The 13,273-nt window shown below is 42.2% G+C and carries 13 protein-coding genes; 7 read left to right on the top strand and 6 right to left on the bottom strand.

Features of this window, described 5'->3' with window-relative positions; all coding sequences use genetic code 11:
• Positions 1-34: 34 nt before the first annotated feature.
• Complete coding sequence (locus B9A91_RS04405; RefSeq protein WP_084237192.1) at positions 35-724, top strand: NUDIX hydrolase; 690 nt, start codon at positions 35-37, stop codon at positions 722-724.
• A gap of 84 nt (positions 725-808) precedes the next feature.
• Here B9A91_RS04405 and B9A91_RS04400 read toward each other — a convergent pair whose 3' ends face one another.
• Positions 809-1,666, bottom strand: coding sequence for an N-acetylglucosamine kinase (locus B9A91_RS04400; RefSeq protein ID WP_084237191.1), 858 nt, complete (start codon positions 1,664-1,666; stop codon positions 809-811).
• Positions 1,667-1,986: 320 nt separating this feature from the next.
• On the opposite strand from B9A91_RS04400, the gene B9A91_RS04395 reads away from it, so the two are divergent.
• From B9A91_RS04395 to B9A91_RS04385, 3 genes are read left to right on the top strand one after another with little or no spacing between them, the layout of a single operon-like run.
• Positions 1,987-3,021: a threonine aldolase family protein gene (locus B9A91_RS04395; RefSeq protein WP_084237190.1), complete on the top strand. Its 1,035-nt coding sequence runs from the start codon at positions 1,987-1,989 to the stop codon at positions 3,019-3,021.
• 11 nt (positions 3,022-3,032) lie between these two features.
• Positions 3,033-4,523 carry an acetyl-CoA carboxylase biotin carboxylase subunit gene (gene accC, locus B9A91_RS04390; protein WP_084237189.1) on the top strand — a complete coding sequence of 497 codons (1,491 nt, stop codon included), beginning with the start codon at positions 3,033-3,035 and terminating at the stop codon, positions 4,521-4,523.
• Between the two features lie 10 nt (positions 4,524-4,533).
• Positions 4,534-5,118 (top strand): riboflavin synthase, encoded by a 585-nt coding sequence (locus tag B9A91_RS04385; protein ID WP_084237188.1) that lies wholly within the window; start codon positions 4,534-4,536, stop codon positions 5,116-5,118.
• Here the strand turns inward: B9A91_RS04385 and B9A91_RS04380 are convergent.
• Positions 5,115-6,260, bottom strand: coding sequence for a tetratricopeptide repeat protein (locus tag B9A91_RS04380; RefSeq protein WP_084237187.1), 1,146 nt, complete (start codon positions 6,258-6,260; stop codon positions 5,115-5,117). The two genes, B9A91_RS04385 and B9A91_RS04380, sit on opposite strands and share 4 nt — an antisense overlap.
• Positions 6,261-6,442: 182 nt before the next feature.
• Here B9A91_RS04380 and B9A91_RS04375 point away from each other — a divergent pair, with 182 nt between their 5' ends.
• Entirely contained in the window at positions 6,443-6,742 is a 300-nt protein-coding gene (locus tag B9A91_RS04375) for a hypothetical protein (RefSeq protein ID WP_084237186.1), read from the top strand.
• A gap of 30 nt (positions 6,743-6,772) precedes the next feature.
• Here the strand turns inward: B9A91_RS04375 and B9A91_RS04370 are convergent, their stop codons facing one another.
• Positions 6,773-8,539 (bottom strand): sensor histidine kinase, encoded by a 1,767-nt coding sequence (locus B9A91_RS04370; RefSeq protein WP_084237185.1) that lies wholly within the window; start codon positions 8,537-8,539, stop codon positions 6,773-6,775.
• Positions 8,540-8,676: 137 nt separating this feature from the next.
• On the opposite strand from B9A91_RS04370, the gene B9A91_RS04365 reads away from it, so the two are divergent.
• Both B9A91_RS04365 and B9A91_RS04360 read left to right on the top strand, forming a co-directional pair.
• Positions 8,677-9,264: a porin family protein gene (locus B9A91_RS04365; protein WP_084237184.1), complete on the top strand. Its 588-nt coding sequence runs from the start codon at positions 8,677-8,679 to the stop codon at positions 9,262-9,264.
• Between the two features lie 113 nt (positions 9,265-9,377).
• Positions 9,378-9,653, top strand: a complete 276-nt coding sequence (locus B9A91_RS04360; RefSeq protein WP_084237183.1) for a hypothetical protein — start codon at positions 9,378-9,380, stop codon at positions 9,651-9,653.
• A gap of 3 nt (positions 9,654-9,656) precedes the next feature.
• Here B9A91_RS04360 and B9A91_RS04355 read toward each other — a convergent pair whose 3' ends face one another.
• From B9A91_RS04355 to B9A91_RS04345, 3 genes are all read right to left on the bottom strand, one after another.
• Positions 9,657-10,577: a YihY/virulence factor BrkB family protein gene (locus B9A91_RS04355; RefSeq protein ID WP_084237182.1), complete on the bottom strand. Its 921-nt coding sequence runs from the start codon at positions 10,575-10,577 to the stop codon at positions 9,657-9,659.
• A gap of 116 nt (positions 10,578-10,693) precedes the next feature.
• Positions 10,694-11,824, bottom strand: coding sequence for a 4-hydroxyphenylpyruvate dioxygenase (gene hppD, locus B9A91_RS04350; RefSeq protein WP_084237181.1), 1,131 nt, complete (start codon positions 11,822-11,824; stop codon positions 10,694-10,696).
• Between the two features lie 190 nt (positions 11,825-12,014).
• Positions 12,015-13,181 (bottom strand): homogentisate 1,2-dioxygenase, encoded by a 1,167-nt coding sequence (locus B9A91_RS04345; RefSeq protein ID WP_084237180.1) that lies wholly within the window; start codon positions 13,179-13,181, stop codon positions 12,015-12,017.
• Positions 13,182-13,273: the final 92 nt, after the last annotated feature.

Below are 13,273 nucleotides of genomic sequence, written 5' to 3'. Positions count from 1 at the left end.
ATTTATTTGCTTTAATATTTAAAAATTTAATGTTTTGAAAGAAGTCTTACCAAAATTTAATTCCACTTTCTCGATTGATTGTGTGCTTTTCGGATTTGATGAAGGAGAATTGAAAATTCTTTTAATTGAAAGGAACGAGGAGCCTTTTAAGGATTGGTGGGCCTTACCAGGAAACCTGGTTGAAGAGGATGAGAGCCTGGACCAGTCTGCTACAAGAATTCTTCATGAGCTTACCGGGCTGAGCGACATTTACATGGAGCAGTATTATACCTTTGGTGATGTAAACCGGCACCCCCAGGGAAGGGTGGTGAGCATAGCCTATTATGCGCTTTTAAGATTGGGGGGCGATAAGGTGGTAAAGCCGATCAGCAATTATGCAAAACAGGCTTACTGGAGGAATGTGAAGGATTTGCCTAAGCTGGCTTTTGACCATCAGCAGATCTTTGAGAAAGGAATGGAAAAGATCAAAAGGCGGATCAAGCACCAGCCTATTGCATTTGAGCTTTTGCCTGAAAAATTTACCCTCACCCAATTGCAGAATGTTTATGAAGTTATTTTAAATAAAAAGCTGGATAAGCGGAACTTCAGGAAAAAGATGCTGAGCTTCGGAGTGCTCAGGGACCTTAACGAAAAACAATATGGCGTGTCGTTCAGGGCAGCAACCCTTTATAAATTTGACAAAAGGAAATATGCCAAATTGTTTGGTAAGGAAATTTCTTTCTGAGCACTTTGAGTAACAAAAATTTGAGTAATAAAAAAATCCCGGAAAGCCTGGCTTTCCGGGATTTTTTTTTGATTTGCCCCTGCATTATTTGCCGGCAATATGCAGGTGATAATCTACCAGATCATCTATTGGGGAACGGATGATCTTACCAATGCCCATTTCATAACGGTCTGCTACTACACTCAGGATGTCCCTGAAGCTATAACCTACAGAACCAACGCAGTTTAATTTATAATCCTTATAGTTTGGATAGTGTGTTACCAGGTTGTCGAAAAATGCGGTAAATGCATGATCTATCGTCGTAAAGGTATAATCTTCATAGTTGTCCTTAAAGTCGTACAGGAACTTACTAAAGCCCGCACAAAAACGGTTAGGCAATGGTTTGTTGTAAATGTGATCGAAAATATCTTCGTTTGTCAGCGCAAAATTATCGTAAAAACTCTCTCTCAGACCTTTTGGCATATAACCTTTCATGTAGTCACCCAGTATTTTTTTTCCTATAAAACAGCCACTGCCCTCATCACCCAGGAAATAACCTAGGGAATCGATGTTGAGTGTAATGTCTTTGCCATCATACAGGCAGGTATTGGTACCTGTACCCAAAATGGCCGCAAAGCCAGCTTCATCAGCAAGCAGGGCCCGGCATGAAGCCAGAAGATCATGTCCGATATTGATTTTTGCATTAGGAAATACCTGCTGCATGGCGTCGGAAACTATTTTCCTGTTGCCCTCTGTTGAACATCCTGCACCGTAATAGTTTACTTCGGTTAATTTTTCTGTTTCCAGGTAATCAGGAATCGATTTTTTTAAAGACTCAATAATGTAGTCGGTTTTGGAAAAATATGGATTGTATCCCTCGGTGTTGAAAAGGATTTTTCTACCCGCTTCATTAATTAAACACCAGTTTGTTTTGGTCGATCCTCCGTCTGCAATTAGTATCATCTTAATTCGTTTTTTTCGGGATAAAAGTAAATAATCCTGCCACTTTTGTATAAGTTCTGCTCATAAAATTAAATTTCTTGTTTTGGTTAGCTAATTGATTTTCTGCCTTTAGATGTGTTTAAAAGGTGTTTTATTTGATTTTTTAGGTTAGGTTATTGTTAAATAAACACTAAGCTAAATTACACTTGTTATTTTAAAATCCAAATTTAAAATTCCGGAGCTCCCGGAATGGCCTCTTTTAGCGGGTATTTGTCTAAGTTTAAAGGGTAAATGTACATAATATGGATACACTTAAGTAATATTGTATAAAAATAACGCAGATGAAGATAGACCTTAGAAGTGACACGGTAACAACGCCCGATCAGGGGATGCTGGATGCGATGATGAGTGCTCAAGTTGGGGACGATGTTTTTGGTGAAGATGAGACTGTAAAGCAGCTGGAACATAAGCTGGCTGCCATGTTTCATATGGAAGCAGGTCTGTTCTGTCCTTCGGGCACCATGACCAATCAGATTGCCATCAAGTGTTTTACCAACCCGATGGATGAAGTGATCTGCGATCAGACCGCTCATGTATACCGTTACGAAAGAGGCGGAATTGCCTATCATTCTATGGCCTCTGTAAGGTTATTGAATGCAGAAAGAGGAATTCTGACACCGGAACTGATAGAACCTGAAATTAACGAAGAAAACATTCATTATCCGCACAGCAGCCTGGTGGTATTGGAAAATACGGTGAACAAGGGGGGCGGTGCATGTTACCGGCTTTCGCAGATTGAGCCCATTCATACCTTATGCAATATAAAAGGCTTAAAGCTTCACCTGGATGGGGCAAGGATATTCAATGCCTTAACAGCTACAGGGGAACATGCTTCTGGCTACGGTCGCTACTTTGATGGCATTTCAGTATGCCTTTCTAAAGGACTTGGTGCGCCTGTCGGTTCTGTGCTGCTGGGCTCAAAAGAAACCATTAAAAAAGCAACCGGTATCCGTAAGGCTTTTGGCGGAGGGATGCGCCAGGCCGGATTTCTGGCCGCGGCGGGTATTTATGCTTTAGACCATAACATCACTAAACTTGCTACCGATCATCAGCATGCCAAGGCGCTGGGAGATGCCTTGAGCAGTGTAAACTATGTTGCTTCGGTATTACCTGTTGAAACCAATATTGTCATTTTTGAAGTAGCTGAGGGGATAAGACCAGCCCACCTGGTGCATCTGCTTGCTGAAAAAGAAATAGCCTGTAACGCCACTGGCCCAAAAACGGTAAGAATGGTGACACATTTAAATATTTCTTCAGAAATGATAGACAGGGCTATTGAAAACATAATACATTTGCAGGTATCAGCACATAAATAAATTCAGCATTAATGAAGAAAATTCTTATCGCCAACAGGGGAGAAATCGCATTGCGTATCATGCGTTCTGCAAAGGAAATGGGAATAAAAACAGTAGCGGTATATTCTGAGGCCGACAGGGCTTCACTCCATGTATTGTATGCAGATGAGGCTGTTTGTATTGGGCCGGCTCCCTCAAATCAATCTTACCTGATTGGACAAAAAATTATTGAGGCCTGTAAAATCACTGGTGCAGAGGCCATTCATCCTGGTTATGGGTTTTTGTCCGAAAATGCTGCATTTGCCAGGCTGGTAAAAGAATCAGGCCTGATTCTGATTGGACCGACTCCGGAAGCCATGGAGATTATGGGCAATAAACTGTCGGCAAAAGCAGCTGCTTTAAAATACCAGATCCCTATGGTTCCAGGTACCGAAGAAGCAATCACCGATGTAGAGGAAGCAAAAAAAAGGGCGCTGGAAGTAGGCTTTCCTATTCTGATAAAAGCGGCTGCCGGCGGCGGAGGTAAGGGCATGCGTGTGGTGGAACAACCTGCTGACTTTGAAGAGCAGATGCAACTTGCAGTAAGTGAGGCCACTTCTGCATTTGGTGATGGATCTGTTTTTATTGAACGGTATGTTTCGTCTCCAAGGCATATAGAAATCCAGGTGCTGGGCGATACGCATGGCAATATTGTACATCTTTTTGAACGGGAATGTTCCATTCAGCGTCGGCACCAGAAAGTGATCGAAGAGGCGCCATCAAGTGTATTGACCGCGGAAATAAGGGCCAGAATGGGCAAATGCGCAGTTGATGTGGCCCGTTCTGTAAATTATGTGAGTGCAGGTACGGTAGAGTTTATTCTGGATGAAAACCTGGAATTCTTTTTCCTGGAAATGAATACCCGCCTGCAGGTAGAACACCCGGTTACAGAGATGATCACCGGCCTTGACCTGGTAAAAGAGCAGATTAAGATTGCACGTGGAGAAAAGCTTGCTTATACTCAAGACGAGCTTCGGATCAGCGGACATGCCATGGAACTGAGGGTCTATGCGGAAGACCCTGAGAACAATTTTCTGCCCGATATAGGGGTATTGCAAACCTATAAAACCCCAAAAGGAAATGGGGTTAGGGTAGATGATGGCTTTGAGCAGGGCATGGAAATCCCTATCTACTACGATCCGATGATCGCCAAGCTGATCACCTATGGTAAAGACAGGGAGGAAGCGATTGAAAGGATGATCAGGGCCATAGACGAATACCAGATCACTGGTATACAAACTACCCTGGGTTTTGGTAAATTTGTAATGGAACATGAAGCTTTCCGGTCTGGTAATTTTGATACCCATTTTGTAGCCAAACACTTTAGCGCGGGGAAATTAAAAACACATCAGGATGATGAAGCCCTGCTGGCTGCATTGATGGGAACGGTGTTTTACAAAAAAGAAAACAGTGCTGCCTTGGGTGTACTACAGGATAAATTAGACAGCACAAATAACTGGAGAAGGAACAGGTTGGTTAAATAGAAAGATTGAAATGTTTACAGGAATAATAGAAACACTCGGAGAAATAAAAAATATAACGGCAGAGGATACCAATCTGCATTTTACCATACAATCTGCCATCAGTAACCAGCTGAAGATAGATCAGAGCGTGGCCCATAATGGTGTTTGTCTGACCGTAGTGGCGCTGACAGAAGATACCCATACCGTGACTGCAATACAGGAAACATTGGAAAAGTCGAACATGAAGCAACTGAAAACGGGCAATAAGATTAACCTTGAGCGCTGCATGCAGATGAACGGCCGGCTTGACGGGCATATTGTTCAGGGGCATGTAGACCAGACCGCTGTATGTATCAAGAGGGCAGAACTGGACGGCAGCTGGGAATATCGTTTTAAATACGACAGTACTGCTGGTAATGTAACGGTAGAAAAAGGCTCCGTATGTGTAAATGGCATTAGTTTAACCGTTGTAGGTTCTGCAGATGACGAATTCTCTGTGTTCATTATCCCCTATACTTTTGAGCATACCAACCTACATGAAGTAAATGTTGGCGATACCGTGAATATCGAATTTGATATTATTGGTAAATATGTTGCCCGCTTAGTTGGCCGTTAAAATTTCTTAAGTTCTGCTATCTTGTTTTTAATGAAGATAACCTGTCTGGGCTGTTTTACCGGATCAATGGTTTTCAGGTATTGTTCGTAATAATTTATTGCGTTCTTTTTATCATTTAACCTGGTTTCGTGTAACAAAGCAATATTATACAATAGGGTCCCATTGTTCTCAAACTGGAGTCCTTTTTTATAGGCCGTATTGGCCGCATCGTTTTTACTGGTCATTTCATAGGAGTCACCAAGCAGTCCATAATAACTTGCTATCCCTGGTGATATGCCCTCTTTTATGGCTTTTTGCAGATATGGAATTGCATTTTTGTAGTCTTTGATTCCCCGGTAGCTTAACCCAATATTGTAGAAAAGGGTTTCATTGCCGTCTGATTTTTCTTCGGCTATAAGGAAGTATTTAAGCGCGTTAGGATAATCGAGCATCAGGTAGTAAGACTTGGCCAGATTGTTTAACACGAAGGAAGAGCTATCCCCATAACTCAAAAGCTGCTGTCCGGTTTGGATGGAAGCTTTGTAATTTAGCATAGACATATCTATCGGCATCTTCATTTTGAGCAGTCGGAGGTTCAGGCTATCTGCTTTTAAAGCCGGGTCCAAAACCTTTTTTGCATCGGTAACGCGTTTCATCCTGAAATAGATTTCGCATAAGTCAAAGGCAACATCGCCTTCTGTCTGGTTCAGCCTGTTGGCGCTGATCAGGTAGGCCATTTTCTCTTCCGGATTGCCTTCACTGCTCAAGGCCGCAAGTTGTTTGTAGGCATTAAAACTGGTACTGTCGATTTTCAGGATTTCCTTGTAGTAGCCTTTCGCCTTTTCGTCATTCCCACGTCTTATACTGAGGTTTGCCAGGTTGAACAAAACGGATACATTTTTTGGTAACTTGCTGTAAAGCTTTAAATAATGGATTTCAGCTTCTGTTAACCGGCCTGCCATTAGGTTTACATAGGCAAGTTGCGAGAGTTCTTTAGTATCTTCCGTATCTTCTTTATATATGCCTTTCAGATACGCTGCTGCTTCTCCATATTGCTGCGACTGATAATAATTAATTAATTTTTCATTGTCAGGACCTATGGTTTGTCCGTTGGAAAAGCAAAAACTGAACAAGGAAGCGGTAAGCAGAAGAAAATGTTTCATGAATGTATGTCTGTATGTTCAAACTAAAGTATTAGTTATTTGTTAATAATACAAATCGAGGCTTTATTTTTAACAGAATAATGGACATTATTGGGTTTAAAGAAAAAAGATCAAAAACATATTGGCAAGGTAATTGGTTGATTTAGTACAATAAGCAGAACGTTAATTTTAATATAGAGCATATGGATACGTTGAAAAAATTTGAATTAATGGAAAAGATTGTGCGGGAACTGAACGATTTGCAGCACTCACAACAGGCGATTATTCAGAAGATCGGGAAAATTGAAGTTGACAATATAGAACTGGGCGACAAGCGGCTTGATCAGGATCTTTCTGATATGCACCAGCGTGTAGCGGACAACCTGGATACCATAGGTGCGATACTGGGCTATTTTGCTGATAAAACCCAAAATTTTGGAGATAAGAACAATGTTGATGCCCTGAAAGAACAGCAGGCCATCAACAATGCAACCGGACAGTAATAATCAAGGCCCTTTTCAAAAGGGCCTTGATTATTTATCTTCATCTACCGGCAGGTACAGGTAAAAGCGGGTGCCTCTGCCAGGTTCACTCTCAACAACTATTTTTCCGTTGTTGCGCTCCATAAAATCTTTGCAGATCATCAGGCCCAATCCAGTGCCCTTTTCGTTCATTGTGCCTCGTGTTGAACTGCCCGAGCCACTAAAAATCATTTCCAGGGCGACAGGCGACATGCCCATGCCATTGTCTTCAATACAAACCATAATGCGGCTGTTGGTATAAACGGCAGTGATGTCTATTTCACATTCTTCACCACAAAATTTAATCGCATTGTTCAGGATATTGCGTACAACAATCTGTATCATGATCATGTCTGCATATACAATAATACCCGGGAACACATCGTGGATAATATTGATCTTTTTTATCGCCGCCGAAGGCATATGGTAATTGACCTCATTCATGATCATCCCCCTCAGCTCAAAATAAGTTTTATTTATTCCATAGCCTTTCAGCTGACTTCTGGACCAGTGCAGGATATTTTCCAGAAGATCTGTAGTATACAAAATATCACTGCTTAGCTTGGGCGAAAGGGCCTTAAATTCCTCTAAAGTGATCATGCCTGTATTGATCATTTTCAGTACCTCAGATAAATTTACCAATGGCCCTCTCAGGTCGTGTGCAATAATAGAAAATATCCGGTCCTTTAGGTGATTTAACTTTTTAAGTTCATCAGCCTGCGTTCTGGACTTTAAGGCCTCGGATCTCACGGCCGTCAGATCCTGTAGTTTGAGCACTGTAGCTTCGTTGTTCAATTGATTTTCGTTCAGATACATCACATCTGCCTCCAGGTCAAAACTCCCTTCGGACGTGACGATATTCAGTTCTATTTTGCCTGAACTGTGTGTGTTTAAAAACTGAGCCAATGTGGTCTGTCCTGGAAATAAGTCTTCAATAGCGCTGCCTATGATCTTATCCTGCTGCGCTGCAGGAATATATTTTTTAAAGGCGGGGTTGTAGTCAATAACCCTGTTCATCCCGTCTAGCACCAGGTAGCCATCCTGAATCAGGTCAAGGACTTTTTCCCTGGCTACCGGTAAAATGTCGAACAGCTTAAAACGGTAAATGGCAATGGCAATCAAAAAAATAGCTACAATAAAAGCAAAAGGAGTAAGATCCAGGTTTTTGAGCGGACGAAAACCGAGCAAATAGGCCAGGTTAACCATCCATGGAATTAAAGCCGCAAAAAGTATGGTATAGTTTTGTCTTCTGTAAATAGGAGCAGCTTTCCGGAATTTCATCAGGATCAGATAACTGCCCAGTCCCAGCAGTACATAAAAATATACCGTAAAAACCCTGTACCATATGCCTGGGCTTATTTCCAGTATAGGAAAGGGCCCTGATGTGTCTACGCTCAGGCTTTTATAATGCAAATGATGGTAGTCGTTTGTCCAAACCAACAGCAGCGTCAGCAGCGAAATGAATAATAAAGCCCTGCGGTTGAGCGCTTTCTTGTACCAGTAATCTTTTCCGGCCAGCTGCAGGCAAAATAAAAACCAGGCTAAGGGAAGTGTGGTAATGCCAAGGTATTCAATGTTGATGAAAAATTTCATCAGGGGCAGCGTGTTTGCTGCAAGTTCAAGTCCATATCCCAGCGACCAGACGGCATTCGAGAGCATCATGAACCCGAATAACCGCACCGCTTCACCTTTTCTCCTGAACAGATTATAAGAGAACAAAAGTGTAATCGTCCCGCAAATAATCAAGGTGATGGCGTAGGAATTAAAAGTAAAATCCATTCAAATAGGTGATGATAATTAACTTCTTTAAAGTATATGAAGCATTATAAAAGGTGTAAAGATAAAACTACGTAATTTAGTTTTCAATTGAAAATATTCTTAGTTTTACATATAATTTAATGATAATTAATAATCATATGAAAAAAATCATCCTATCAGCATTGTTCGTTGCTTTTAATCTGGCAGCATTCAGTCAGGTCCTGCCTAGTTTCCAGTTGGGGGTAAAGGCGGGGGCAAACCTATCTAAATTAAGCACTGATAATACTTTTAGCAGCGACAACCGCGCTGGTTATTATGCCGGTTTGTGGACACGCATTGGCGCTGCAGGCATTCATCTTCAGCCAGAGTTGTACCTGAGCGGTAAAAATACTACGCTTAAGACTACTGCGGGGGAAGAAAATAAAGTGAAGTTCACCAGTCTGGACGTTCCTATTCTGGTAGGTACAAAAATTGGCGCTGCAGGTGTAGGCATCCGTTTAAATACCGGTCCTGTGGTATCATTTGTACTGGATGATGAACAGTCTTTCGGCGATGCTGCAAGTAATGCTTTTAAGGGCAATTTTAAAGGACAGAATTTTGCGTGGCAGTTTGGCGCAGGTTTGGATATCGGTAAACTGGGCCTCGATTTAAGGTATGAAACAGGCCTTTCAAAAATAGGAAAGGATGGCTACAACGATACCAAATTAAGTTTGTTTACTTTTGGATTGGGCTTAAGGATATTCTAGCAAGTAAAAGTTTTCCACATTTTGTGTAAAAGGGTAAATCTTAGTGGTTTACCCTTTGTTTTTGGCCTTATAATTGATCTTATATTCTTCCCTAACTTAATTCAGATACGGCTATGAATATTAAAGAGTTGCTTTTAAACGGAAAGAGCTTTTTGGAGCTCCTCAAACAGTTTTCAATTGATGCCTCAGACGTAAAGATCCAGGATGAAGCTATGATCCTGTCTCAACAGGAATCAACGCGCCAGGAAGTAATGAAGGAGAGTATTTGTATTGAAGGAAAGAACAAAGACGGGATCATAAACTTTTTTGGCACTTTACACTATAACCTGCTCAACCAACTTGCTGTATTTGAAATGCAGGGTTTTGAACAGGTGGCTTCGGTAAGGTGAGCTTCAACCCGGTTTTACAACTTCTTTTATCTCGTAATTGAACGCGCCCTTAATGGGGCGTATCGGGGTTTCTTTGTAGTCGCTCAACACTTTCACATAACAGGCCCCAAAGTAAAATATAAAGGAGGAGTAAAATACAAAAAGCATAATCAGTACAATAGAACCGGATGCACCGAACACATTGCCTATTCCGCTTAGCGGTAAAAGTATGCGTAGGATATATTTGCCCAAAGTGAACAAAATTGCGGTCAGTATCCCGCCATGCATCGCTGCTTTCCAGGTAGGCCGCCCATTGGTCAGAAAGCGGAACAATACCGTAAACCAGATCATCACGATGGCCACGAAGAGCAATTGGTTAAGCAGTGATAAAAATATTTTGCCGAAGGTGGGGGAGGCATTGTTGATGTATACACCTATGAATGCCTGAATGCTGTCTGTTACAAAACCAAACAGGAACAATATGCCGGCCAATAGAATAATTATCATTGAGCGCAGGCGAAGTTTCATGGTAAACATAAATCCGGCCTTGTCTTTTTTTCCGATAGACCAGATCTGGTCCATTGAGTTTTTAATAACATTGAACAAGGTGGTGGCTACAAACAGGAAAAACACAAAACTGATCAACGTCACGTACCATTGGTGTTCGGCCCCCCTTATATTTCTCAGGGTATGCCTGATCTGATGGGTGCTTTCGCTGTCTAGGATATTTTCAAGGCGATCAAACAGTCTGGAAGCCAGCATTCTTCTGTCCATAAAAAAACCAAACAGCCGGATCAGGATCAGTAAAATAGGAGGAAGCGCGAAATTTGTAAAAAAGGCCGTTGCCCCAGCAAGGCGTAGGGGATCGTTTTTCTGGAATAGCTTGAATGCTGCTCCAAAGCGGATAAAAAAAAGTCTTGTGTGCTTGATGATGTTTATTTTCATGCCCAAGGTAATGCCCGAAAGTAACCATTTTTTTTAAATCCTGATGGTTTACCCCATAAAAAAGAGGACATCCATATAATGAATGCCCTCCCCGTTTTTAAATGAATAAGGGGCTTTTACAAATTTCCCCTTAACTCTTGTTCGCGCTCTAAAGACTCAAATAAGGCTTTAAAATTACCGGCGCCAAATGATTGGGCACCTTTGCGCTGTATGATCTCAAAGAATAAAGTAGGCCGGTCTTCTACAGGTTTGGTAAAAATCTGCAGCAGGTAGCCTTCTTCATCACAATCAACCAATATGCCAAGTTCCTTAAGCTGCGCAATCTCTTCGTCAATTGCTCCAACACGGTCTGGCATCATATTGTAATAGGCTTCAGGGGGTGCACTTAAAAACTCAACCCCTCGAGCTTTTAATTCCCTTACCGTAGTCAAAATGTCTTTTGTTGCTACAGCAATGTGTTGCACCCCTTCGCCTTCGTAAAATTCCAGGTATTCTTCAATCTGTGATTTCTTTTTTCCTTCAGCAGGCTCATTGATCGGGAACTTGGAATAGCCGTTCCCGTTGCTCATAACCTTACTCATTAATGCGGAATATTCGGTATTGATCTGCTTGTCGTCAAATGAAAGGATGTTGACAAAACCCATCACCTCCTCATACCATTTCACGGTTTCGTTCATCCTGTTCCAGCCCACATTACCCACACAGTGGTCTATATACTGCAAGCCTGTCTCCGTTGGGGCGTAATCGCTCTTCCAGTCTACATAGCCCGGCATAAAACTTCCCTTATAGTTTTTGCGTTCTATGAACATATGTATGGTCTCGCCATAAGTATAAATACCCGACATGCGCAGTTCTCCATGCTCATCGCTTAGGGTAAGCGGTTCCATGTATGGCTTACCACCTCTTTTTGTGGTTTCCTCGAAAGCACTGTAAGCGTCATCTACCCACAAGGCCAGGATTTTGACCCCATCGCCATGCTGTTTAACATGCTGTGCAATGGGACTGTCAGATTTCAGGGCAGTGGTCAGTACCAGCCTGATCTTTCCCTGTTGCAATACATAAGAAGCACGGTCACGAACCCCTGTTTCCGGACCGGCATAAGCCAGCGACTGGAAGCCAAAAGCTGTTTTGTAATAGTGCGCCGCCTGCTTGGCATTGCCTACATAAAATTCTATATAATCTGTTCCATTTATCGGAAGAAAATCCTGCGCTTTGGCAATCTTTTCTGCAAATGTTTGTGTTGACATTTTAGTTTTTATTTATGATAATAATTCAGTTCTCTATATCAGTGCTACAATGCTTCTTTTCCGCTCGCTGCTTTTAAAACATGCTGTACTATTTCTCCCTGCTTTCCTGAAAAATTCAGTGCCCAGAGCTGACATGCAAATTTTTTGCCCTTTCGCAAAAAGTTTGAGGAAGTGAAGAGCAGCTGTATTTTTACTCTACGTTTTCCTGCCAGCTCTTATGATACCCTTCATCTTCGATGGCCACGGCATCCTCTGTGAGCATCAGCGGCCGGAAAGGATCTATCATTACGGCCAGCTCCTCTGTACTTTCCTTACCAATAGACTTCTCTACCGTACCCGGGTGCGGCCCGTGCGGGATACCTCCCGGATGCAGGGTAATCTGTCCTTTTACCACACTTTTCCTGCTCATAAAGTCGCCGTCAACGTAATACAATACCTCATCGCTGTCTACATTGCTGTGGTTGTATGGTGCAGGTATAGAAAGTGGATGATAATCGTATTTACGCGGAACAAAAGAGCAGATCACAAAATTATGCCCTTCAAAGGTCTGGTGTACTGGTGGCGGCTGGTGCAGTCTGCCTGTAATCGGTTCAAAATCATGTATAGAAAATGCCCATGGGTAATGAAAGCCATCCCAACCCACAAAGTCGAAAGGATGTGTTCCATACACATAAGGGTACATGATGCCTTGTTTTTTGATCAGGACCTTAAAATCACCGATTTCATCAATGGTTTCCAGTTCCTGCGGGCGTTTGATATCGCGCTCGCAGAATGGGGAATGCTCTTCCAGTTGTCCGAATGCATTTCTGTAGCGCTTTGGTGTTCTGATCGGACTAAAGCTTTCTACAATGAACAAGCGGTTCTTTTCATCCTCAAATTCCATCTGGTATATGGTCCCCCTCGGGATCACCAGGTAATCCCCATATTCAAAACGGATCTTTCCAAAGCCTGTCTTTAAAGTCCCTTTGCCTTCGTGAATAAAGATCACCTCATCGGCCTGGCTGTTCTTGTAAAAGTAATCTGTCATGGATTTCCTTGGTGCGGCGAGCGAAATGTGCAGATCGTTGTTCACCAGCACGGCTTTCCGGCTTTTCAGATAATCGTCCTCAGGTTTAATGTTAAAGCCAATCAGACTGGTATGTCGCAAATGTTTTTCACGTGCTATCTTAGGCTCTACCGAGTAAGGCTCGCCCAGGGCTTTTACGATGGTAGGGGGATGGCAGTGGTAAACAAGAGAGTACAGACTTGAAAACCCTTCAGTAGAAACCAGTTCTTCTGCATAGAGCTTTCCGTCCGGTTTTCTGAAAACCGTATGGCGTTTAGCAGGGATGGTTCCTAAGGTATGATAAATAGGCATAACAGCAGGTCATTTAAATTGGTTAGAATAATAAGATAATAACGATAAAACGCAGAAAACGTTTTATTTAAAGCACAAAAAAGGGTGGGTTT

Source organism: Pedobacter africanus, assembly GCF_900176535.1.
Classification (GTDB): Bacteria; Bacteroidota; Bacteroidia; order Sphingobacteriales; family Sphingobacteriaceae; genus Pedobacter; species Pedobacter africanus.
The sequence above is the reverse complement of the archived record's forward strand: the minus strand, read 5'-3'. Positions and strand labels throughout refer to the sequence as shown.